The 22,094-nt window shown below is 72.2% G+C and carries 24 protein-coding genes; 8 read left to right on the plus strand and 16 right to left on the minus strand.

What is annotated here, in order from left to right:
• Positions 1-337: 337 nt before the first annotated feature.
• The 6 genes from AB0E88_RS24500 to AB0E88_RS24525 form a co-directional block, all read right to left on the minus strand.
• On the minus strand, positions 338-1,390 hold the full coding sequence (locus AB0E88_RS24500; protein WP_361634093.1) for an aspartate-semialdehyde dehydrogenase: 1,053 nt from the start codon (positions 1,388-1,390) through the stop codon (positions 338-340).
• Between the two features lie 28 nt (positions 1,391-1,418).
• Positions 1,419-2,690 carry an aspartate kinase gene (locus AB0E88_RS24505; RefSeq protein ID WP_361634095.1) on the minus strand — a complete coding sequence of 424 codons (1,272 nt, stop codon included), beginning with the start codon at positions 2,688-2,690 and terminating at the stop codon, positions 1,419-1,421.
• 194 nt (positions 2,691-2,884) lie between these two features.
• A complete protein-coding gene (locus AB0E88_RS24510; RefSeq protein WP_361634098.1) occupies positions 2,885-3,466 on the minus strand; it encodes a Uma2 family endonuclease in 582 nt (193 codons plus the stop codon).
• A gap of 50 nt (positions 3,467-3,516) precedes the next feature.
• Positions 3,517-4,446 carry a hypothetical protein gene (locus AB0E88_RS24515; RefSeq protein WP_361634101.1) on the minus strand — a complete coding sequence of 310 codons (930 nt, stop codon included), beginning with the start codon at positions 4,444-4,446 and terminating at the stop codon, positions 3,517-3,519.
• A 307-nt stretch (positions 4,447-4,753) separates the two neighbouring features.
• A complete protein-coding gene (locus AB0E88_RS24520; RefSeq protein WP_361634104.1) occupies positions 4,754-4,939 on the minus strand; it encodes a DUF397 domain-containing protein in 186 nt (61 codons plus the stop codon).
• The gene (locus AB0E88_RS24525; protein ID WP_361634203.1) at positions 4,936-5,712 is read right to left on the minus strand and encodes a helix-turn-helix transcriptional regulator; all 777 of its coding nucleotides are present in this window, start codon (positions 5,710-5,712) and stop codon (positions 4,936-4,938) included. Before AB0E88_RS24525 ends, AB0E88_RS24520 begins: the two co-directional genes overlap by 4 nt.
• A 96-nt stretch (positions 5,713-5,808) precedes the next feature.
• Here AB0E88_RS24525 and AB0E88_RS24530 point away from each other — a divergent pair, with 96 nt between their 5' ends.
• Positions 5,809-6,249 (plus strand): hypothetical protein, encoded by a 441-nt coding sequence (locus AB0E88_RS24530; RefSeq protein WP_361634107.1) that lies wholly within the window; start codon positions 5,809-5,811, stop codon positions 6,247-6,249.
• On the opposite strand, the gene AB0E88_RS24535 is transcribed toward AB0E88_RS24530, so the two are convergent.
• From AB0E88_RS24535 to AB0E88_RS24545, 3 genes are all read right to left on the minus strand, one after another.
• On the minus strand, positions 6,200-6,862 hold the full coding sequence (locus AB0E88_RS24535; protein WP_361634110.1) for a DUF5063 domain-containing protein: 663 nt from the start codon (positions 6,860-6,862) through the stop codon (positions 6,200-6,202). The genes AB0E88_RS24530 and AB0E88_RS24535 overlap by 50 nt on opposite strands.
• Positions 6,855-7,454, minus strand: coding sequence for a recombination mediator RecR (recR, locus tag AB0E88_RS24540; RefSeq protein ID WP_361634113.1), 600 nt, complete (start codon positions 7,452-7,454; stop codon positions 6,855-6,857). The genes AB0E88_RS24535 and recR overlap by 8 nt, the downstream gene beginning before the upstream one ends.
• A gap of 76 nt (positions 7,455-7,530) precedes the next feature.
• On the minus strand, positions 7,531-7,875 hold the full coding sequence (locus AB0E88_RS24545; RefSeq protein ID WP_361634116.1) for a YbaB/EbfC family nucleoid-associated protein: 345 nt from the start codon (positions 7,873-7,875) through the stop codon (positions 7,531-7,533).
• Positions 7,876-8,154: 279 nt separating this feature from the next.
• Here AB0E88_RS24545 and AB0E88_RS24550 point away from each other — a divergent pair, with 279 nt between their 5' ends.
• Positions 8,155-8,907 carry an SLATT domain-containing protein gene (locus tag AB0E88_RS24550; RefSeq protein ID WP_361634119.1) on the plus strand — a complete coding sequence of 251 codons (753 nt, stop codon included), beginning with the start codon at positions 8,155-8,157 and terminating at the stop codon, positions 8,905-8,907.
• A 195-nt stretch (positions 8,908-9,102) separates the two neighbouring features.
• Here AB0E88_RS24550 and AB0E88_RS24555 read toward each other — a convergent pair whose 3' ends face one another.
• The 3 genes from AB0E88_RS24555 to AB0E88_RS24565 form a co-directional block, all read right to left on the minus strand.
• Entirely contained in the window at positions 9,103-11,748 is a 2,646-nt protein-coding gene (locus AB0E88_RS24555; RefSeq protein WP_361634122.1) for a protein kinase, read from the minus strand.
• A gap of 71 nt (positions 11,749-11,819) precedes the next feature.
• A complete protein-coding gene (locus AB0E88_RS24560) occupies positions 11,820-12,278 on the minus strand; it encodes a MarR family transcriptional regulator (protein ID WP_361634125.1) in 459 nt (152 codons plus the stop codon).
• Entirely contained in the window at positions 12,275-12,892 is a 618-nt protein-coding gene (locus AB0E88_RS24565; RefSeq protein WP_361634127.1) for a DJ-1/PfpI family protein, read from the minus strand. Before AB0E88_RS24565 ends, AB0E88_RS24560 begins: the two co-directional genes overlap by 4 nt.
• Positions 12,893-13,072: 180 nt before the next feature.
• Here AB0E88_RS24565 and AB0E88_RS24570 point away from each other — a divergent pair, with 180 nt between their 5' ends.
• The 3 genes from AB0E88_RS24570 to AB0E88_RS24580 all read left to right on the plus strand — a co-directional run bounded on the left by AB0E88_RS24570 (position 13,073) and on the right by AB0E88_RS24580 (position 16,014).
• Positions 13,073-14,431 (plus strand): aspartate aminotransferase family protein, encoded by a 1,359-nt coding sequence (locus tag AB0E88_RS24570; protein ID WP_361634130.1) that lies wholly within the window; start codon positions 13,073-13,075, stop codon positions 14,429-14,431.
• Between the two features lie 104 nt (positions 14,432-14,535).
• On the plus strand, positions 14,536-15,273 hold the full coding sequence (locus AB0E88_RS24575) for a GntR family transcriptional regulator (protein WP_361634133.1): 738 nt from the start codon (positions 14,536-14,538) through the stop codon (positions 15,271-15,273).
• 90 nt (positions 15,274-15,363) lie between these two features.
• Positions 15,364-16,014, plus strand: coding sequence for a hypothetical protein (locus AB0E88_RS24580; protein WP_361634135.1), 651 nt, complete (start codon positions 15,364-15,366; stop codon positions 16,012-16,014).
• 12 nt (positions 16,015-16,026) lie between these two features.
• On the opposite strand, the gene AB0E88_RS24585 is transcribed toward AB0E88_RS24580, so the two are convergent.
• The 3 genes from AB0E88_RS24585 to AB0E88_RS24595 form a co-directional block, all read right to left on the minus strand.
• Entirely contained in the window at positions 16,027-16,317 is a 291-nt protein-coding gene (locus tag AB0E88_RS24585) for a hypothetical protein (protein WP_361634138.1), read from the minus strand.
• 90 nt (positions 16,318-16,407) lie between these two features.
• Entirely contained in the window at positions 16,408-16,602 is a 195-nt protein-coding gene (locus AB0E88_RS24590; protein WP_361634141.1) for a hypothetical protein, read from the minus strand.
• A gap of 67 nt (positions 16,603-16,669) precedes the next feature.
• A complete protein-coding gene (locus AB0E88_RS24595) occupies positions 16,670-17,953 on the minus strand; it encodes an adenylosuccinate synthase (RefSeq protein WP_361634144.1) in 1,284 nt (427 codons plus the stop codon).
• A gap of 208 nt (positions 17,954-18,161) precedes the next feature.
• On the opposite strand from AB0E88_RS24595, the gene AB0E88_RS24600 reads away from it, so the two are divergent.
• On the plus strand, positions 18,162-18,992 hold the full coding sequence (locus AB0E88_RS24600; RefSeq protein WP_361634146.1) for a diacylglycerol kinase: 831 nt from the start codon (positions 18,162-18,164) through the stop codon (positions 18,990-18,992).
• Positions 18,993-19,024: 32 nt separating this feature from the next.
• Here AB0E88_RS24600 and AB0E88_RS24605 read toward each other — a convergent pair whose 3' ends face one another.
• Complete coding sequence (locus tag AB0E88_RS24605; protein WP_361634149.1) at positions 19,025-19,528, minus strand: MarR family transcriptional regulator; 504 nt, start codon at positions 19,526-19,528, stop codon at positions 19,025-19,027.
• A gap of 73 nt (positions 19,529-19,601) precedes the next feature.
• Here AB0E88_RS24605 and AB0E88_RS24610 point away from each other — a divergent pair, with 73 nt between their 5' ends.
• Together AB0E88_RS24610 and AB0E88_RS24615 are read left to right on the plus strand one after the other, a co-directional pair.
• Positions 19,602-20,504 (plus strand): ABC transporter ATP-binding protein, encoded by a 903-nt coding sequence (locus tag AB0E88_RS24610; RefSeq protein ID WP_361634152.1) that lies wholly within the window; start codon positions 19,602-19,604, stop codon positions 20,502-20,504.
• Positions 20,501-22,069, plus strand: coding sequence for an ABC transporter permease (locus AB0E88_RS24615; RefSeq protein ID WP_361634155.1), 1,569 nt, complete (start codon positions 20,501-20,503; stop codon positions 22,067-22,069). Before AB0E88_RS24610 ends, AB0E88_RS24615 begins: the two co-directional genes overlap by 4 nt.
• Positions 22,070-22,094: the final 25 nt, after the last annotated feature.

Here is a 22,094-nt window from a genome sequence, read left to right on the forward strand (position 1 = left end):
CCCGGCGTCACTTTTGCGCCGCCCGACACTGAGTCGTGTGCCGTCATGAGACCCGCTCTTCCCCTGTGTCCGTTTGCGACCGGGCGTCCCCGCGCCCGGCCGGGGCCGTCCCCAGGCCCTGACCGACGCGCCTCCCGCAGCCCGGAAAAGGGCGATCGCAAAGACGCTCCCCGCCGTCCGCGTGGTTGCGGAGGCGGGGAGAAAAATCTTCGGACGGCCAGGTGGCACGTTTCAAGTGGCCTGGACCATCGTCCTGATCACATGATTTCCACAGATCCTACAAAGGACCACTGACAACGCGACCGGTTTTCCCTCCAGGGGAAACGACGGGTACGGCTCAGCCGCGCTCGGCGGCCACCAGTTCGGCGAGCTGAGCCGCGTTCAGCGCGGCCCCCTTGCGCAGGTTGTCCCCGCAGACGAAGAGTTCCAGCGCCGTCGGGTCGTCCAGCGCCCGGCGGACCCGGCCGACCCAGGTGGGGTCGGTGCCCACCGCGTCGGCCGGCGTCGGGAACTCGCCCGCGGCCGGGTTGTCGACCAGGACCACGCCGGGCGCGGTCGCGAGGATCTCCCGGGCGTGCTCGACGGTGACCTCGTCCTGGAAGCGCGCGTGGAGAGTGAGGGAGTGCGTGGTGACGACCGGGACGCGCACGCAGGTCACGGCGACCGGAAGGGACGGCAGGCCGAGGATCTTGCGGGACTCGTCGCGGACCTTCATCTCCTCCGAGGACCAGCCGTCCTCGGCCAGCGTCCCGGCCCACGGGACGACGTTCAGCGCGACGGGCTCCGGGAACGGCCCGGTGTCGTCGCCGACGGCCCGCCGTACGTCGCCCGGGTTGGTGCCCAGCTCGGTACCGGCGACCAGGGACAGCTGCCTGCGCAGCGTCTCCACGCCGTCCCGTCCCGCACCGCTCACGGCCTGGTACGAGGACACCACCAGCTCGCGCAGCCCGAACTCGGCGTGCAGCGCGCCCAGGGCGACGATCATCGACAGGGTGGTGCAGTTGGGGTTGGCGACGATCCCGCGCGGCCGCAGCCGTACGGCGTGCGGGTTGACCTCGGGCACGACGAGCGGGACGTCGTCCTGGAGCCGGAACACCGCGGAGTTGTCGATCACGACGGCGCCCTTGGCCGCGGCGATCGGCACCCAGCGGGCGGCGATGTCGTCGGGCACGTCGAACAGCGCGATGTCGACCCCGTCCAGGGCCTCCTCGCTCAGCGCGAGCACCTCGGTCTCCGCACCGCGCACGGCCAGCTTGCGGCCGGCCGAGCGCGGTGAGGCGATCAGGCGGATCTCGCCCCAGACGTCCGCGCGCTGGGACAGGATCCGGAGCAGGACCGTGCCGACGGCCCCGGTCGCTCCCACGACCGCGAGCGTCGGACGGTCCCTCATCGGCGTACGCCCCGGCGGGCGCGGGCGGTCATCGCCCGGTGCCTCCGTAGACGACGGCCTCGTCGCTGTCGGAGTCGAGCCCGAAGGCGGTGTGCACCGCGCGGACGGCCTCCGGCACGTCGTCGGCGCGGGTGACGACCGAGATGCGGATCTCGGAGGTCGAGATCAGCTCGATGTTCACACCGGCGTCGGACAGGGCGGTGAAGAAGTCCGCGGTGACGCCCGGGTTGGTCTTCATACCGGCGCCGACCAGGGAGATCTTGCCGATCTGGTCGTCGTAGCGCAGCGAGTCGAAGCCGATGCCGGAGCGGTTCTTCTCCAGCGCGTCGATGGCCTTGCGGCCCTCGGTCTTCGGCAGCGTGAAGGAGATGTCCGTCAGGCCCGTGGCCGCGGCGGACACGTTCTGCACGACCATGTCGATGTTGATCTCGGCATCGGCGATCGTGCGGAAGATGGCGGCCGCCTCGCCCGGCTTGTCGGGCACACCGACGACCGTGACCTTGGCCTCGGAGGTGTCGTGCGCGACACCGGAGATGATGGCCTGCTCCACCTGCTTGTCCCCAATCGGTTCACTGCTGACCCACGTGCCCTGAAGTCCGCTGAAGCTGGACCGGACGTGGATCGGGATGTTGTAGCGGCGGGCGTACTCCACACAGCGGTGGAGCAGCACCTTGGACCCGGACGCGGCCAGCTCGAGCATGTCCTCGAAGGAGATCCAGTCGATCTTCCGGGCCTTCTTCACCACGCGCGGGTCGGCGGTGAACACGCCGTCGACGTCGGTGTAGATCTCGCACACCTCGGCGTCGAGCGCCGCGGCGAGCGCGACGGCGGTGGTGTCACTGCCGCCCCGGCCGAGGGTGGTGATGTCCTTGGTGTCCTGGCTGACGCCCTGGAAGCCGGCGACGATGGCGATGTTGCCCTCGTCCAGCGAGTCCCGGATACGGCCCGGCGTGACGTCGATGATCCGGGCTTTGTTGTGGACCGAGTCGGTGATGACACCTGCCTGGCTACCGGTGAACGACTGGGCGCTGTGGCCCAGGTTTTTGATCGCCATGGCCAGCAGGGCCATGGAGATCCGCTCTCCGGCGGTCAGCAGCATGTCGAGCTCGCGCCCGGCAGGGATCGGGGATACCTGCTCGGCGAGATCGATCAGCTCGTCCGTCGTGTCGCCCATCGCGGAAACCACGGCGACCACCTGGTGGCCGTTCTTCTTGGCTTCCACGATCCGCTTGGCGACGCGCTTGATGCCTTCGGCATCGGCTACGGAGGAGCCTCCGTACTTCTGCACGACAAGGCCCACGTGCGCTCCTCGCTCCGTTTGTGTTCTTTCCGCAAGTACGCCGGTGTACCGCGGTCGGTTCAGTCTATCGAGCGCCCGTTTTCACCCGTCGTGATACCGCATCGTGAGATGTACGGGCGGCTCGTGTCAGACAGGCTCATGCCCAGGGGGGCGGGGGGCACGCGGAATGTGGGTCGGGTCACATGCTGAGACGGTCAGTCGGCGAGGTCCTCGAGGGGCGTCGTGTCGAGGGTGATGTCGACGGGGCCGGGGAGCTTGACGGGGGCGCCGAAGGGGAGCTTCTCCTGGTGGCGGTAGCGGCCGTCCTCCGGCTGGTTGAACACGACGACAGAGCAGTCACCGCGATCCACCAGGAGGTAGACGGGGATGCCGGCCGCCGCATAGCCGTCGGGTTTCTCGACACGGTCCCGCTGGTCGGTGTCCGGGTCGTACGACGTGATCTCGACAGCCATGAGCACCCCGTCGGCCTGGGACCACTCGCCGTGCCCCTTCAGGCTTCCCCTGGGGACGAGGACGGCGTCCGCGCGCGCCCGGCCCCTGCGATACGCCTCTGTCTTCAGCCCACGCTCGGGGTACAGCCGCAGATCCGGGCGAGCCTGCATGCATTGCTCCAGGAGCCACATGTAGATCTCACTGTGGTTGCCGTCCGGCATGGGCTTGACCAGGACCCTTCCATGGACGAACTCCAGCCGCACGGTCTCCGGGGCATGGCGTTTCAGTTCTTCGAACTCCTCGACGGACATCTGCGGCCGGTGCTGCTCAGTCCTGGGGGTCATGGCGTCGCCTCCTCGACACCATGGTGCCCGGACCGGCACGTCCCGCACGCTCACCCGTTCCTCCCGGCCCTCGGGCGCAGGCCGCCTGCGCGGCGTACCTCGGCGGCCCAGCGGGTGACGTCGACGACGCCGGTGTCCGGAGCCGGGGTGGTGAGGAAGGTGTCCGGGACGTATCCGGGGAGCGGTCCGGCCGGCTCCTCCGTCTCCAGCTCGGCCCGGCAGTCGAGGCACAGGCCGTCCACGATCTTCGCGGTGAGTTCGTCGGCGTCGCAGGTGACGCAGCACATGATCACGCGGTCGATCCGGGCGCGGCGGGCCGCCTTCTGCCGGATCTTCGCCTTCTTCGGCGGCATCTTCGTCTCCAGTCGGTTGCGGGCCAGACCGCCCGGGTTCGTGACGGTCGCGGGAAGCCCGTCGGTCAGGGCCCGGGTGATGTCGTTCGGTGTCGACCCGCGGGACAGCCACTCGGCGGCGAGGTTTTCGAGGGCGTGACAGTCCGAGTCGGACAGGGGCATGCGTGCGTCGGCTTCGCGGAGTCCGGCCAGCGTGCGGTAGGCGGCGCTGCCGGACTCCTCCGGAGCGGCTTCGTCCGCCGGCTCCTCCGGTACGTCCGACTCCTCGGTGCGGGCCAGTCCCGGGCCGTACCCGTCCATGACGATCCGGCCCTTGCGCGCCCGCGCGAACTCCGCCCACCACTCCGGTGACCTGGGCGTACGCGACCAGTACGTCCGCGTCACCCAGCGCATCGAGTTGTCCTCGACGGTGATGTGCTCCCGGATGTGGCGCAGGTGACCGGCGTCGGTCAGCAGCCTCATCGACGAACGGACGGCCTGCTGGCCGTAGCGGGGGTGGTGGGCCGCGATCGCCTTGTAGCCCATCGCGTGACCGTCGTGCAGGTGGTCGATGAACAGCGCCAGGTCGCGTTCGCGGTCGCGCAGGTGTGCGAAGTCCTGGTCTGCGTGCGGGTCTTCGTCACCCACAGAGCGCTTTCCGTACCCCGTTTTGGCCAGGGGGTGGGACGGGGAGGGCAGGACAGGATTAGGGTAGGCGTAAGCCACCATCGAAGGGTCCATTCGATGCGTAGGTCGAGGCCCCGGAGCCGGTGTTGGCGCACCGACCGGGGCCGATCTATGTGCCGCGAACCTAGAGCGGCTTTACGTTCCGACGCAAGCCGATCACGGAACGTCACTCTTTCGAGGTAGGGCGTCCCAACTCAGGTTCAGGCTTGGTTGGTTGGGTCGGTTTCACCCAGCCCAGAGCCCATGGGAAGAGCTCGAAGCCCGAGGCTCAAGCCCCGGGCCGAAGTGCGGAGATGAACGCCGTCCAGGTGCGGGCGGGCACAGTGAGATGCGGGGCGGCGGGGGTCTTCGAGTCGCGGATGTGGACGGTGGTGGGGGTGGCGGCGACTTCGACGCAAGCGGCGCCTTCCGAGTCGCTGTAGCTCGACTTGGACCACTTCAGCTGGTCGCTCATGGCTGATCCACCATCCGCTCGATGAAACGGGTCGACTCATCGGGGCTTAGAGCCTCCGCGCGGATCATGCTAAGCCGCTCAGTAGCGCGGCTGACGACCGCCGGGTCGGCCGAGAGGTGACTACCCAACTGGCCCTCCGTGTAGGCGAACCGTTCGTGATCGCGGTTCACCAGTAGAACGATCGGCCCCATGAGCGCCGACGCGACAACACGCTCGAAGGGCAGCACCTGAAGCGCCACGTTCGGCAGGCAAGAGGTCTTCAGTAGGTGCTGCAACTGCTCGGAGTTCACAAGAGGAGTACGCAGAGCTGCCTCATAGACCACGAAACTGAAAGCCACCGGGGGCTTGCGCTTGGCGAGGACGGACTGCCGTTCCAGCCGAGCCGCGATCCTCTCCTCCACCGTTTCCTCATCCAAGACGGGAACGTGATTCTCGATGAGTGCCCGCGCGTACTCCTTCGTTTGCAGCAGCCCCGGGATGTGCGTGACCTCGAACCACCAGAGGCTGATCGCCTCCCTCTCCCGCTCCATGAACTCCTGCGCCCGGGGCGGGAACTTCTCCCTGCTCAGGTAATCCTTCGCCGCGCTCAGCATCCCCTCCGCCCCGCACAACTCATCGGCCACGTCCAGGACTCGGGCCGTCGGCATGCGTACGCCCTGTTCCATCGCCTTGATGGTGTCCGGGGAGTAGTTGGAGGCGGCGGCCAACTCCTCGCGGGAGACGTTCGCTTTCGTGCGCCAGCGTTTCAACTGGTTGCCGATGAAGCGCCACATGGGGGGCTGCTGGGTCACAGGTCGCACCTCCGGCCGGTACACCGCGTCGTGTATCACCTGGGTCACTACCGACCGTAGCCATCGGGACGCCACCGTGTGACCATGACCGACAGAATTCACCGGCCCTCCTGGGTCCCCGTCCTCGGGCACCGGCTGCGCCTCGCCGGCGTGCACTTCGACGCCGTACGGATCGAGGGGCGCCGGGGCGAGGCCGTCGCCGACTGGCTGATCGAGCGGGCCGACGACGACGCGGGGCCGATCGTGTGCGCGGGCGGGGGCGGGACGCGGTGGGTGTACTTCCTGCTGGCGCCGGGGACCGTGCACCGCCACGACTGGCGGCTGGGCGTCCAGCGCTTCGGGCGGCGCGCGGACCGGACCGTCACCTACATCGGCGTACCGGCGCTGGAGGGCGACACCTGGCCGCTGCGCTGGTACAGCGAGCCGACGCCCACCGCGCCGTTCGTCGACGCGGAGGCGCTGCTCGCCGTCACTTCCCCGGGTGCATCCCCAGTGGGTCGCCGATCTCCTGGGCCATGACGCGGCCCGCCTCGATCTCCAGGGTGTCGTCGCCCAGGTCGGACTGGTCGGTGTCGAGGCCGTCCAGTTCCTCCAAGGGCTGGTTGAGGCGGACGTGGATCAGGACCGACTGGAGGGCGCGCAGGACGGCCGAGGCGGTGGGGCCCCAGTTGGAAAAGTAGGAGAACTGCCACCACCACAGGGCCTCCGTGGTGCGGCCGGCCCGGTAGTGGGCCATGCCGTGGCGCAGGTCGGTGACGATGTCGGCGAGATCGTCGGAGAGCCGGGCCGGGACCGGCGCCTTGCGGGGCTCGTAGGGGTCGAAGACCTCGGAGTAGACGTCGACCGGGTCGAGGAGGCGGACGAAGTTCTCACGGAGGGCGTCCGCGTCCAGGTCCGGGCCGGTGTCCGGCTCGTAGCGCTCCTCGGGGACGATGTCCTCGTGGGCGCCCAGGCGTCCGCCGGCCAGCAGGAGCTGGGAGACCTCCAGGAGGAGGAAGGGGACCGCCGAGGCCGGCTCGTCGCCCTTCGCCACCTCGGTGACGGCCACCAGGAAGCTCTCGATCTGGTCCGCGATCTGGACGACGAAGTCGTCCGGGTTCGGGTCGGTCGCGTGCAGCGTGGCGTCAGACATCTAGCAGTCGTCTCCCCTCGAAGGCGCGGCCGAGGGTCACCTCGTCCGCGTACTCCAGGTCGCCACCCACCGGGAGGCCGCTGGCCAGGCGGGTGACCTTCAGGCCCATGGGCTTGATCATGCGGGCGAGGTACGTCGCCGTCGCCTCGCCTTCGAGATTGGGGTCCGTGGCCAGGATCAGCTCGGTGACCGCGCCGTCGGCCAGCCGGGCCAGCAGCTCCCTGATGCGCAGGTCGTCCGGGCCGACGCCCTCGATCGGGCTGATGGCGCCGCCCAGCACGTGGTAGCGGCCGCGGAACTCGCGGGTCCGCTCGATCGCCACGACGTCCTTCGGCTCCTCCACCACGCAGATCACCGCCGGGTCGCGGCGCGGGTCACGGCAGATGCCGCACAGCTCCTCCTGCGCGACGTTGCCGCAGGTCGCGCAGAAGCGGACCTTCGCCTTCACCTCGAGCAGGGCGTGCGCCAGGCGCCGTACGTCCGTCGGCTCCGCCTGGAGGATGTGGAAGGCGATCCGCTGCGCGCTCTTGGGACCGACGCCGGGCAGCCGCCCCAGCTCGTCGATGAGGTCCTGGACCACGCCTTCGTACAACGGACTGCCGTCCTTCCTGGGGTTCCTGTCACTACGTACGGTAGAGGGCCCGCGCCTTACTCAGAAAGACGGGCGACTAGAACGGCAGGCCGGGGATACCGCTGCCGCCGCCGAGGCCCTGTGCCAGGGGGCCGAGTTTCTGCTGCTGGAGGCTCTGCGCGTTCTCGTTGGCCGCCTGGACGGCCGCGACGACCAGGTCGGCCAGCGTCTCGGTGTCCTCCGGGTCGACGGCCCTCGGGTCGATCTTCAGGGAGCGCAGCTCACCGGAGCCGGTCACGGTGGCCTTCACCAGGCCGCCGCCCGCCTGGCCGTCGACCTCCGTGTTCGCCAGCTCCTCCTGGGCCCTGGCAAGGTCCTGCTGCATCTTCTGCGCCTGCTGCAGCAGCTGCTGCATGTTCGGCTGGCCACCACCGGGGATCACGTCTCAGCTCCTTGGCGTCGGTGCGTGCGTTCCGTAGCGGAATTACCGCTCGGAATGAGCCTACGTGGTCCGGGAGGGCATCGCCCCGCCACTCTTTCGAGTGAGTCGATCTCGTCTCCTATACCTGATCAAGGCCCTCTTCCGGGCGGAAAAGAGGCTAAAGGTCATCCATCGCCACCCATTGGGCGGTAGGAAGGGTCCGGCGCATCAGCATCACGCGTCACTGGGTCACGCAGCGTGATCGGTCGCGGTCGGTCGGGATCAGTAGGGAGTGCCGGGGTGGGTCAGCCGGAGATGCAGCCCGAGGGTCCGCCTCAGGACGGGTGGGGCGAGGGTGCAGCCGGGCTGCGGCCGGGCGATCTGACCGGGCGGGCGTTCCCGCTCGGCGACTGGGGGGAACCGGCGCAGCGGCTGGACGAGCTGTACCGGTGGGTGGAGCGCGGCGCGCTGGAGACGTCGGCCTGGTATCTCGCCGACCGGGTGTGGAAGCGGCGCGGGGCGCGGCTGCTGCGCAGCGGCGCGGCGATGGGTGCCGTCGCCGGGGCCGCGCTGCCGCTGCTGGACCTCACCGGCGTGATCGGCGGGGTCGCGCCCTGGGGGTATCTGGCGCTGATGCTGGCCGTGGCGTGCGTGGGCGTGGACCGGTTCTTCGGGGTGACGTCGGGCTGGATAAGGGACGTGGCGACGGCACAGGCCGTGCAGCGCCGGCTCCAGGTGCTCCAGTTCGACTGGGCCTCGGAGAGCGTGCGTGAGGTGCTGGGCCCGGCGGAGGGCACGGCGAGCGAGGCCGCGGACCGGTGCCTGGGGGTGCTGCGGCGCTTCTCGGAGGACATCACGGAGCTGGTGCGCACCGAGACGGCCGACTGGATGGTGGAGTTCCGCACCGGGTCGGCGCCGCTCGGCATCCAGTCGACGGTGGCCTCTCCCGGTGCGCGGCAGGACGGCACGGTCGTGCACGGGCGGTTCCCGATGCCGCCGGGTGGCGGGACCCGGCCGAACATGCCGCGGCAGCGGCCGCCGGAGCCTCGCTGAGGCTGTTCGGGGAGCGGGCGGTTGCCGGTCGTTCTGCGGCTGCGGGTGGGTGGGGGCTGGTCGCGTCCGCGCGGCGCAGTCGCCGTCAGACGCGGCCCGCGCCTCTGGGGAGTCGCCGTCACGTCGGCCCGCACAGCCCCGCGGCCCTCGGGGGTTGCGGTCACGTCGGTTGCGAAGTCGCCCCGGGCGGGCGGGTCAGCTCTGGCGGGTGTAGGTCAGTTTCTCTCCGTTGCTGGTGTTGACCCGCTCCAGGGTGCCGTCCGGGAGCAGGGTGACCTCGCTGGCCGCGCCCGGGGAGCAGGAGGTCGCCGGGCCGGTGACCACGGTGGACGGGCCGATCTGCAACGGACCGTTCGGGCCGGGTGCCGCGCTGAGGGACGCCGTGAACTCACAGTGGTAGGTGCCGCTGCCGGCCGGGCCCTCGGCGACGAGGGTGAGGACCGTGTCGCCCACCTCGCCCTGCCGGATGGTCAGCACACGCGTGTTGAGGCCGGTCCCGTTGTCGATCGTCGTGGCCCAGGTCCCGAGGTATCCCTGCGGGACGGTGCCGCCCTGCGCCGACGGGGACGGGTCGGCTGACGGGGTGTCGGTGGTCGGCTGCGGGGAGGGCTGCGGGCCCGTCGTGGTCGGGGACGGCTTCGGCTCCTGGGCCGAGCCGCCGCCGCTCATGAACGCGTACACCGAGCCGCCTGCGGCCAGCGCGACGATCACCGCGATCACGACGAGCAGCACGGTGGAACGGCCGCTGCGGCGCGGTGGCTCCTGCGCCCCGAAGGGCGGGGGCCCGTACGGCGGTGTGGCCCCGGGCCCGCCGCCGGGTGCCGCGTACCCCGGCCCGCCCCAGCCACCGGGCTGCCCCGGGTAGCCGTAGGCGCCGGGCGCAGGCGACGGCTGGGGATGCGGGTGGCCGTACGGGGCGGGGGCCACCGTGTTCTGCGGGTAACCGGGGCTCCCGCCGTACGGGCCCTGCGCTGCCGACGCCTGCGCGTGCTGCACGCCGGGCTGCGGGGGGACGCCGTACGCCGCGGGCGGGTGACCGGGCTGGTGCGGATCGGACGGGGTGTGCGGGGCGTGCGGGGCGGGTGTCGGGTGGGCCGCCTGGGGGTGGCCGTGCGGGGGTGTCTGCGCGGGGGCGGGCGTGCCCGTCGCGGCACCGGCACCGGCACCGGCACCGCGCGCTGCGGCGCCGCCCGCTCCGGCGGCCATCGTCGGCAGATACCCCGGCTGCCCCGGCGGAGGCGGCCCGGCCACCCCGTCCCGGGGACCGGGCACACCGGGTGCGCCGGGTGCGCCGGGCGCTGCGGCGGCGGAGGCGTGCTCGGGCGCGGCGCCGGGGCCGCCGGCCGGGGCGGGCGGGGCGCCGGCCGGGGCGGGCGGAACGGCCGCCGGGGCGTCACCGGGCACGGTGGGCCGGGCGCCCGCGGGGCCGCCGGGACCCGGGGCCGCGGTCCCACCGGGGCCGGGGGTCACGGCCCCACCAGGGCCGGAGGCCGCGGCGCCGACGCCACCGGAACCGGCCGTCGCCGCCCCACCAGGACCGGAGGTCGCGGCACCGGCGCCGCCGGATCCGGCCCGCCCGGCACCCACGGCGTCACCGGGACCGAGGGCCCCGGCGCCACCGGAACCGGGTGTCACCGCCCCACCGGAACCGGAGGCCCCGGCACCGTGGGCGCCGCCGGGCTCACCCGAACCCGGGGTCGCGGCTCCACCCGGACCGGGGCTACCGGCGCCCGGGGTGCCGCGCGGGGCGTCCTGGGCCGTGGCCTGGGGGGCGCCCTGGCGGGGCGGGCCGGCCGCGGCGGAGCCGGGGGCCGCCGGGACGCCGGGGGCGGCGCCGTCGTCCGCCCCCGCGTCACCCCGGGCACCCGGCGCGTCCACCGCGCCGGCGGCGACCGCACCCGTCGTGCCCGGCCCCGCGCTCTCCGGGTTCTCCGTGTCCAGCAACCGCACCGCGTGGCGGCCGAGTTGGGCGACCAGGGAGCCGGGGAGCCAGGGGTCGCGGGAGCGGCCGTCGGTGACGGTGTCCTCCGCGCCGGTGTGTGCCAGGACGCGGTCCAGGGTGGGGCGGGCGGCGGGGTCCTTGCGCAGGCACTCGCGGACCAGGTCGGCGATGCCCTCCGGCACGCCCTCCAGGTCGGGTTCCTCCTGGGCGATGCGGTACATCAGCGCGTGCGCCCCACTGGTGGCGGAGCCGAAGGGGAGGGTGCCGGTGGCCGCGTAGGCCAGCACCGAGCCCAGGCAGAAGACGTCGCAGGCCGGTGTGATGCGGTCGCCGCGCACCTGCTCGGGTGCCATGAAGCCGGGCGAGCCGACCAGCGAACCGGTGCGGGTGAGCCCCTCCCGGGCCGGGGTCTCCAGCGCCCGGGCGATGCCGAAGTCGATGACGCGGGGGCCGTCGATCGTCACCAGCACGTTGGACGGCTTCAGGTCGCGGTGGACGATGCCCGCCGCGTGGATGTCCTTCAGGGCGTGCGCGAGACCCGCCGCGAGGATGCGCACCGAGCGCTCCGGCAGCGCCCCGTGATCGTGGCCGACGACCCGCTCGAGGCTCGGCCCGGCGACGTACCCGGTGGCGACCCACGGCACGGCCGCCTCGGTGTCGGCGTCGAGCACGGGTGCCGTCCAGTGGCCGCCGACCTGCCGGGCGGCCTGCACCTCCTGCCGGAACCGGGCGCGGAACTCCTCCTGCGCGGCCAGCTCCTCGCGGACCAGTTTCACGGCGACCGTGCGCCCCCGGTCGGAACGGGCCAGGTACACCTGCCCCATCCCGCCGGCCCCGAGCCGCGCCAGCAGCCGGTAGACGCCGATACGGTGCGGATCCCCCGGCCCGAGCTTCTCCATGCCGTGCCCCTCCCCCTGTGCAACGGACCCACGATAGTTGCGGGGCCGGCGCGGGGTGGACGGGCCGGTGTCTACGGTTCCGTAACAGCCGGCCCGAGCTCGTCCAGGACCACGGACAGCCGCTCCAGCAGGGCGACGGCGGATGCCAGCTCGGCCTCGCCGAAGGCATCGGCCAGCCGGTCGGCGAAGGCCGCGTGCCGGGGGCCGATACGGGCGACGGCCTCGCGCCCCTCCTCGGTGGGGGCGAGGAGTTTGGCGCGGCGGTGCGCCGGGTTGGGCAGGTACTCGGCCAGCCCCCGCTCCACGAGCAGGTCGGCGATCCGCTGCACGCTCTGCCGGGTGATGCCCATGGCGCGGGCGATCCCGGCGACCGGCAGGGGCTCCGGCAGCACCGCCCCGAGCACCTGCCACCAGGCGGCGGTCAGCCCGGCCGGCCGGGCCATCTCCTCGGCGACGGCGAGGAACTGCCCGTTGAGCCGGAAGACGCCGAGCGCGCTGCGGCTGAGCAGGTCCTGACGGGCCCGGCTCACTGCGCCCCGGCCTGCTGCAGCTGGGCGTACGCCTTCGCGTCGGAGTCGTGGAAGAGGCGGTACCAGGCGTCGGTCACGTGCTCGGCGTAGGCGCCGAGCAGCCGGAAGATCTCCCGGGCGAAGGCGACCGGCTCGGTGGGGCCGGCGCTGATCAGCAGGCCGTCGGTGACGGCGTCCGCCTCGACGTACCGGTCGCCGCCGGCGTACCCGGTGGCCGCCAGGTACTCCGCCGCCCCGCTGGTGTGGGCGCGGTCGTCGAAGAGGCCCTCGCGGGCGAGCCCGCGGGTCGCCCCGCAGATCGCGGCCACGGGGACGCCGGCGTCCAGGAAGGCGCGGGCGGTGCGGGCGAAGGGGGCGAGGGGATCGCCGTCGGCGTTCCAGTCGTTCGCGCCGGCCAGGATCAGCAGGGAGCTGTCCTCGGGGCGCACCTCGTGCAGGGCGACGTCGGGCTGGATGCGCAGGCCGCCGATGCTGGTGACGGGCTCGCGGGTGGGGCCGACGGTCCGGACGGGGAAGCCGGCGAGCGCGAGGTGCGCGGTGGCGTGGCCGGTCTCCCAGTCGGCGAGGGTGTCGTAGACGGCGAGGTGCACGGGCTTGCGGTCGGTGCTGCTCATGGCTGCCTCCAGCGCGAAAGACCTTATGACAGCAGGCTGTCATTACGACAGTCTCCTGTCAATGTCCTCAGGGGGGTGCGGAGACACCGGCCCCCGTTCGACAACCTGTCGTGGAAACCCCCTGTCCACAGACAGGACGCCGATACCGCTTCCGCATCGCGGACATTTACGCTCGCCGTCATGACCCCTCATCTGCCCGACCCCCAGACCGGCGCCGCGGTGAAGGCCGCGGACCGCGCGCACGTGTTCCACTCCTGGTCCGCGCAGGACCTGATCGACCCGCTCGCCGTCGCCGGCGCGGAGGGGTCGTACTTCTGGGACTACGACGGCAAGCGCTACCTCGACTTCACCAGCGGGCTCGTCTACACGAACATCGGCTACCAGCACCCGAAGGTCGTCGCCGCGATCCAGGAGCAGGCCGCGACGATGACGACGTTCGCGCCGGCCTTCGCGCTCGAGGCGCGCTCGGAGGCGGCCCGGCTGATCGCCGAGCGCACCCCCGGGGACCTGGACAAGATCTTCTTCACCAACGGCGGCGCCGACGCCGTCGAGCACGCGATCCGCATGGCCCGGCTGCACACCGGCCGTGCGAAGGTGCTCTCGGCGTACCGCTCGTACCACGGCGGCACCCAGCAGGCGATCAACGTCACCGGTGACCCGCGCCGCTGGGCCAGCGACACCGGCACGAACGGCGTCGTCCACTTCTGGGCGCCCTTCCTGTACCGCTCCCGCTTCTACGCCGAGACCGAGGAGCAGGAGTGCGCGCGGGCGCTGGAGCACCTCGAGACGACCATCGCCTTCGAGGGCCCCGCGACGATCGCCGCGATCGTCCTGGAGACCGTGCCCGGCACCGCCGGGATCATGGTCCCGCCGCCCGGCTATCTCGCCGGGGTGCGCGAGATCTGCGACAAGTACGGGATCGTCTTCGTCCTGGACGAGGTGATGGCCGGGTTCGGCCGCACCGGTGAGTGGTTCGCGGCCGATCTGTTCGGCGTCGTACCGGACCTGATGACCTTCGCCAAGGGCGTGAACTCCGGTTACGTGCCGCTCGGCGGCGTCGCGATCTCCGGGAAGATCGCCGAGACCTTCGGCAAGCGGCCCTACCCGGGCGGGCTCACCTACTCCGGGCACCCGCTGGCCTGCGCCGCGGCCGTGGCGACGATCAACGTGATGGCAGAGGAGGGCGTGGTCGAGCACGCCAAGCGGCTCGGTGAGACGGTGCTCGCCCCCGCCCTCGCCGACCTCGCCGAGCGGCACCCGAGCGTCGGGGAGGTGCGCGGCACCGGCATGTTCTGGGCGCTGGAGCTGGTGAAGGACCGGCGCACGCGCGAGCCGCTCGTGCCGTACAACGCGGCCGGTGAGGCGAACGCGCCGATGGCGGCCTTCGCGGCGACGGCCAAGGCGCACGGCGTGTGGCCGTTCGTGAACATGAACCGCACCCACGTCGTCCCGCCGTGCAATGTCACCGAGGCCGAGCTGAAGGAGGGCCTCGCGGGGCTGGACGCGGCGCTGTCGGTGGCGGACGAGTACACGGTGTAGCTCCCGCGCGGGTCCCCCGCCCGGCCGAACGCGTAAGGTGGCGTGCTCGTAGACAGCCTGCGAGCCCGCCACCCCCGCGCGTTCCGGAAGGAGCCCCCACGACCATGCCCGGCAGTACCGGCACCGGCGCCGTGACCCGCAGCACCCTGCGGCAGCAGATCGCCGACGCACTGCGCGACGAGGTGCTGGCCGGCCGGCTCAAGCCGGGGCAGGAGTTCACCGTCAAGGAGATCGCCGAGCAGTACGGCGTCTCCGCGACACCCGTGCGCGAGGCGCTCGTCGACCTCGCCGCGCAGGGGCTGCTGGAGGCCGACCAGCACCGCGGCTTCCGGGTGCACGAGTACTCCGTCGCGGACTACCGGGGCATCATCGAGGCCCGCAGCCTGGTCGTGGAGGGGATGTTCACGGCCCTCGACGAAGGCCACAAGGGCTACCGCGACCTGCACGAACCGCAGGTGGCGGCGGCCGCCGCCGGGGTGCGGCGGCGCGCCGAGGAGGCGCAGCGGGCGGCGCGGGCCGGTGATCTGACCGTGCTGATCGGCTACGACCTCAGGTTCTGGCGGGAGCTGAGCAGTCTGTTCGGCAACCCCTATCTCGCCGACTTCCTGCACCGGCTGCGCGTGCAGTCCTGGGTGTGCGCGGTGCAGCATCTGCGGCTGCTCACCGATCTGCGCGGCCATCTGTGGGCCCGCCATACCGAGTTGGTCGATGCCCTGTCGGGGCGCGACACCGCCACCGCCCGGTCGATCGTCACGTCGTACAACGCGCACTCGCTCGCGCTGGTCGAACAGCTCGCGGCCCGCAGGGGTGAGGGGCGCGGCACAGGGGAAAACGTCCGCTGACCGGGACGTACCCGCGCCTTACGGGGGCGGGTGACAGCGAATACGCTGCCCTGACCAAGGCGTGCGCTGTTGCTGTGTGAGGAGCTCCTTTTGGCCTGTGACCTGTGGCTGGTACCGCTCGTCGACGTGTTGTGCCACGCGCCCGACAACCCGTTCGCCGAGGAACTCGCCCAGTACAACGCGGCACTCGCCGAAGCCGGCCTGCCGCCGGTGCCGGTGTACCAGTACATGCCGGGCTTGTCCGGCGACGTCGGCCCGGTCGCCGGGTTCGACTACGACGCCCTGCACTTCCTGCGGCGCGCGCACCTGCTCCAGCTGTGCGGGCTGCCGGTGACGCCGGTGGACGAACTCGGCGGGGACTACGAGCAGTTGCTGGAGATGTTCGAGACGACGGCCCAGCAGTCGCATCTGGTCTGGCACTACGACCATGCCGGCGCCTACGTGCCGCTGGACTTCCCGCACCCGCTGGCCAACGACGAACTCCTCGCGGGCGGTGGCCCGTTGGGCTCCTCACAGGGGCTGCTGCGGGAGCTGGAACAGGTCGCCCCGGCGCTCGGCATCGACCCGGCCAATCCGCCGGCACCGCCGCAACCGCCGCTGGAGCCGACGGAGTTGGAACAGCCGGCCGCACCGGCGCCGTACGATCCGAGCCCCTTCGCCCGCGAGCGTCACGTGTGGCTGGGACTGCACGCGGCGGCGACGCGGAGCCTGGCGCAGGGCTCGATGATCGTGTTCAGCTGACGGGCGGCCCGGTCACTGGAGCTGGGACAGACCCTGCTGCAGCTCGTCGAGGTTCATGACCGGCGTGACCTCGACATAGGCGTTCAGGTCGCTGAACAGGGGATCGAGGGCGGGCGGGATCTTCGAGCTGTCGGCCATGTCGACGACCATCAGCATCGACCGGTGCCCGTCCAGGGGGCCGAAGTAGACCGCTTCCGGCTTGATGCGGTCCAGGGCGGTCTTCACGAGGTCCGGCATCTTGCCGCTGCGAATGGCCTCGTTGCCGCGTTCCGTGTCCATGGTGGCTTTGACGAGCAGGCGCATCGCTCTCACCTTCTTCGTGGTCGATGGATGCCCCTACGGACTCACCTTATGTCCGGCAAGTCCGGTCCGCCCGCCCGCCGCAGGCGTGCGTCAGGCGATGAGGTGGATCTCCGGCGGCCACAGCACCCCGGTGGCCAGGAGGAGGGACGGTCCCAGGTGGACCGGGCACACCCGCAGGGCGGGGCGGCCGGGGCGGGTCACCTCGAAGCGGGCCCGCTCGCCGCAGTCGGTGCCGGCGACCTCGCCACCGTACGGGCCGCGGCACGGTACCTCACGCCGCTGCATGTCTCCATTCGAACGCACAACGGGCGCCCCCGCTTGCCGGGGGCGCCCGTGTGTGCTGCGGGAGGACCTACAGGAACGAGTTGATCTCGATCGTCTCGTCCCGGCCCGGCCCCACACCGATCGCGGAGATCGGCGCGCCGGACATCTCCTCGAGCGCCTTCACATACGCCTGCGCGTTCTTCGGCAGGTCGGAGAAGGACTTCGCCTTGCTGATGTCCTCGCTCCAGCCCGGGAGCATCTCGTAGACCGGCTTCGCGTGGTGGAAGTCGGTCTGCGAGTACGGCAGCTCCTCGACGCGCTTGCCGTCGATCTCGTACGCCACGCAGACCGGGATCTGCTCCCAGCCGGTGAGGACGTCGAGCTTGGTGAGGAAGAAGTCGGTCAGGCCGTTGACCCGGGTCGCGTAACGGGCGATCACCGCGTCGAACCAGCCGCAGCGGCGGTCACGGCCGGTGGTGACACCCCGCTCGCCACCGATGCGGCGCAGCGCGTCGCCGTCCTCGTCGAACAGCTCGGTCGGGAAGGGACCGGCGCCGACACGGGTCGTGTACGCCTTGAGGATGCCGATGACCCGGCTGATCTTCGTCGGGCCCACGCCGGCACCGGTGCAGGCGCCACCGGCGGTCGGGTTGCTGGACGTGACGAAGGGGTACGTGCCGTGGTCGATGTCCAGCAGCGTGCCCTGGCCGCCCTCGAAGAGCACGACCTTGTCGTCCTCCAGGGCCTGGTTCAGGATCAGCACGGTGTCGGCGACGTACGGCTTGATCTTCTCGGCGTAGCCCAGCAGCTCCTCGACCACCTGGTCGGCGGTGATGGCGCGCCGGTTGTAGAGCTTGGTGAGGATCTGGTTCTTGACGTCGAGGGCCGCCTCGACCTTCTGGTGCAGGATCGACTCGTCGTAGAGGTCCTGCACCCGGATGCCCACGCGGTTGATCTTGTCCGCGTAGGTCGGTCCGATGCCGCGCCCGGTCGTGCCGATCTTGCGCTTTCCGAGGAAGCGCTCGGTCACCTTGTCGACGGTGACGTTGTACGGCGTGATGATGTGCGCGTTGCCGCTGATCAGGAGCTTCGACGTGTCGACGCCGCGCTCGTTCAGACCGCTCAGCTCGGAGAGCAGGACCGACGGGTCGACGACGACACCGTTTCCGATGACGGGCGTACAGCCGGGAGAGAGGATTCCGGAAGGGAGGAGGTGCAGTGCGTACTTCTGGTCGCCGACGACGACCGTGTGGCCGGCGTTGTTGCCGCCCTGGTAGCGCACTACATAATCCACCGATCCACCGAGCAGGTCGGTGGCCTTTCCCTTGCCCTCGTCACCCCACTGAGCACCGAGCAGCACAAGTGCGGGCACGCGCGTACACCCCTTCCGGGCGGGGCATGTCCAAGGTCAGGGGCGTACGCGGAAGGGTTCCGCCGCGTGCACCACGGCCGTCGTTGGCCGCTACCGTCGGACCGGATGCCCCGGAATAGACGAAGCCCCTGGCGCAATAGCGCAAGGGGCTCTTGCACAAAGATGCTACCCGAGGAAGCGAGGCAGGACCGAGGTGGCGACCTTCGCGATGTCCGACCAGCTGTTGGTGATCATCGATCCGGTCGCCCGGCGGACGGACCCAGAGTCCGTCCGGATCGCGAAAGACGTGCTCAGCGCGGGTGCGGCGACGAAGGTGTGCCTACCGGAGGGGCCGGAGGAGTTCGCCCGGATGCTGCTGCGTCGGGGGTCGCGCAGGCCGGTCGTGGTCGGTGACGACCGTGCCCTGGCCCGGGCGGTGACGCTGCTGCACCGGCGGCGGGAGCTGGCCGGATGTGCGCTGTCGGTGGTGCCGGTCGGGGGCCGGCTGTCCGTGGTGCGCTCGCTCGGCGTGCCGACGGGCGCGGTGGCGGCGGCGCGGGCCGTCCTGGACGGGGCCGAGCGGCGCCTGGACCTGCTGGTCGACGACAGCGACGGGGTGGTGCTGGGCGGGCTGCGGATCCCGCCGCTGCGGGAGGCTCCGCCGGTCACGGAGGACGCGGAGGCGGCACGGCCGTGGCTGCGCACCTGCCGTTCCCTCGTGCACGCGCTGGTGCCCGCCCGCCCGGCCCGGGTGACGGTGGACGCCGGCGGTCCGGCCCGGCTGCGGGTGGAGGTCGACGGGGAGCTGCTGGTCGGCACCGGGCAGCCGGTGTCGGGCGTGTCGGTGATGCCGGGGGCCGCGGGGGTCGCGGAGGTGGAGGTGCGGCCGGTGTCCGTGGGCGCGGCGGCCACCCCGCTGCGGGCGGCGGGCCGCCTGGTCACGGTCACGGGCGCGGACTTCCGCTACCGCGCGGACGCGGCGGTGTCCGGCCCGGTCCGCCGGCGGACGTGGACGGTGGCCGAGGGGGCGTGGTCACTGACGGTGCCGGCCACGGGGTGAGCCGGGCTCCCGCGCGGGACGTGCGGTGCCGTTCAGCCCCTGCGCCGTGCCTCTCGGTGTTCCCGCCAGCGTTCCATCATCCCGGCGACGTCCTGCTCGATGAACTCGAAGAAGGCCAGCGTCTCGGCGAGGCGGGCGCCGGCCGGGGTGTCCGCGCCGAGGCCGGCCACGCCCTCACGCAGGGCGTCCTCCCAGCGCTTGATGATCGCCTCGCGATTGGTGAGCGCCTCGTACCACTGATCGCTGTGCACCCGGTACCGCTCGCGCCGCGAACCCGGCTCGCGCTCCCTCGAGACCATGTGCACCTGGGACAGATAGCGCACCGCGCCCGAGACGGCGGCCGGGCTGATCCGCAGCTGCGCGCCCAGCTCGGCCGAGGTCAGCGTCCCGGTGTCGGAGGCGAGCAGCGCGGCGAACACCCGGGCCGGCATGCGCGGCATGCCCGCCTCCACGAGCTGCGCCGCGAAGTGCTCGACGAAGCGGGAGACCGCCTCGGGGTCCCGTCCGTCCTGCCGCTCCACCGTGTCGTCGACCATGCACCCAGCCTAACGTCCCTTTCCATCTTTCTTTAACTTCACAAATTTCTGAAAGAAGCGTACGTTCGGAACCATGACGAAGGCCATCTCGGTGTCCGGACTGCACAAGTCCTTCGGCCGCACCCACGCCCTCGACGGACTCGACCTGGAGGTCGAGGCCGGCGAGGTGCACGGCTTCCTCGGTCCCAACGGCGCCGGCAAGTCCACCACCATCCGGGTCCTGCTCGGCCTGCTGCGCGCCGACTCCGGCGCCGCGCAGGTCCTCGGCCGCGACCCCTGGCGGGACGCCGTCGAGGTGCACCGCCGCATCGCGTACGTACCCGGTGACGTCACCCTGTGGCGCAACCTCACCGGGGGCGAGGTCATCGACCTGTACGGCCGGCTGCGCGGCGGCCTCGACGCGCGGCGCCGCGCCGAGCTGATCGACCGCTTCGAGCTGGACCCGACCCGCAAGGGCCGCACGTACTCCAAGGGCAACCGGCAGAAGGTCGCGCTGGTCGCCGCGTTCGCCTCGGACGTGGACCTGCTGATCCTGGACGAGCCGACCTCCGGGCTCGACCCGCTGATGGAGGAGGTGTTCCAGCGCTGCGTCGCCGAGGAGCGGCAGCGGGGCCGGACCGTCCTGCTGTCCTCCCACATCCTCAGCGAGGTCGAGGAGCTGTGCGACCGGGTCAGCATCATCCGCAAGGGCCGGACCGTGGAGACCGGCTCCCTCGCCGACCTGCGCCATCTGACCCGCACCAGCGTCACCGCCGAACTCGCGGGCCCGCCGAACGGGCTCGCCCGCCTGCCCGGCGTGCACGGCCTCGACGTCCAGGGCCGCCGGGTCCGTCTCCAGGTCGACACCGACCACCTGGACGCCGTGCTGCGCTCCCTCGCCGGGACCGGCGTGCGGTCCCTGACGTCGACGCCGCCGACCCTGGAGGAGCTGTTCCTGCGCCACTACCAGGGCACCGGGGACGAGGTGGCCCGATGACCGCCCTGGCCGGCACCGGCACCCTCACCCGCTTCGCCCTGCGCCGCGACCGGATGACGCTCCCGGTGTGGATCGCGGTCAACGCCCTGATGGTCCTGTCGATGCCGAACGCGCTGCGGGGCCTGTACCCCACCGACGCCGACCGCGCCGACCTGCTCCGCCAGATGTCCGCCAACTCCTCCCTGCGCGCCATGGTCGGCCCCGTCTTCGGCGACTCCCTGGGCGCGCTCACCGCCTGGCGCGTCGGCGTCTACGCCGGTGCGCTCGCGGCGGTCACCGGCCTGCTGGTCGTCGTACGCCACACCCGCGACGAGGAGGAGAGCGGGCGGCACGAACTCCTCGCCTCCGGCGCGGTGGGGCGGCGCGCGTCGCTCACGGCGGCCCTGCTCACGGCGGTGGTCGCGAACGCCGTACTGGCGCTGCTGCTGGCGGCGGGGCTGGCCGCGCAGGGCGCGGCGGGAGCCGTGGCGTTCGCGCTCGGCGTCGCGGGCACGGGTCTGGTCTTCGCCACGCTCGCCGCGATCGTCGCCCAGCTGACCGAGAGCGCCCGCCTGGCGCGCGGCCTGACGGCGGCCGCGCTGGGCGCGGCGTTCGTGCTGCGCGCGGCGGGCGACGCGGCGCGGGACGACGGCTCGTCCGCGCTGACCTGGCTGTCGCCGCTGGGCTGGCTGGAGAACCTGCGCGCCTTCGCCGGTGAACGCTGGTGGGTGCCGGCGCTGTTCACGGCGGCCGTGCTCGCGCAGGCGGCCGTGGCGTACGTCCTCGCCGCGCGCCGGGACGTCGGCCTGAGCTTCCTGCCGGCCCGGCCCGGACCGGCGGCGGGCCGGCTGGGCACGGCGGGCGCGCTGGCCTGGCGTCTGCAGCGCGGCGGCGTGCTGGGCTGGTCGGTGGGCTTCTTCGTCGCCGGGGTGGTCTACGGCGGGATGACCGAGGGCGCGGCCGACCTGGTCGGGGACAACGCGCGAGCCCGGGAGATCTTCGAGCGGATGGGCGGCCACGCCGGCCTCACGGACACCTTCCTCGCGTCGATGACCGGCGTGATGGGCCTGATCGCCGCCCTGTACGTCGTCGCCTCGGTGCTCCGGCTGCACGGCGAGGAGACCTCGGGGCGCGCGGAACCGGTCCTGGCGGGCGCGGTCGGCCGCCTGCGCTGGGCCGCCGGCCATCTGGTGATCGCCTTCGGCGGTGCGGCGCTGCTGATGCTCCTGACCGGCCTCGGCTTCGCCGCCGGGTACGGCAAGGAGGCGGGAGCGATCCTGGGGGCCTGTCTGGTGCAGGTGCCGGCGGTGTGGGTGATCGGCGGGACGGCGGTCCTGCTGTACGGCTGGGCGCCGCGCCTGGCACCGGCGGCGTGGGGCGTCGCGGGCGCCGTCCTGCTGCTGGGCTGGGTGGGACCGGCGCTGGACGCGCCGGAGGCGGTCCTGGACCTCTCCCCCTTCGGCCACCTGCCGAAGCTGCCGGGCGGGGAGATGGCGTGGGAGCCGGTGGCAGTGCTGCTGGGGCTCGCGGCGGTCCTGGTCGCGGCCGGGCTGACGGGAGTGCGCAGGCGGGACCTGACGGCGTGACGCGGGGGCGGGCGGCCGCCACGCG

The organism is Streptomyces sp. NPDC028635 (assembly GCF_040637635.1).
Classification (GTDB): Bacteria; Actinomycetota; Actinomycetes; order Streptomycetales; family Streptomycetaceae; genus Streptomyces.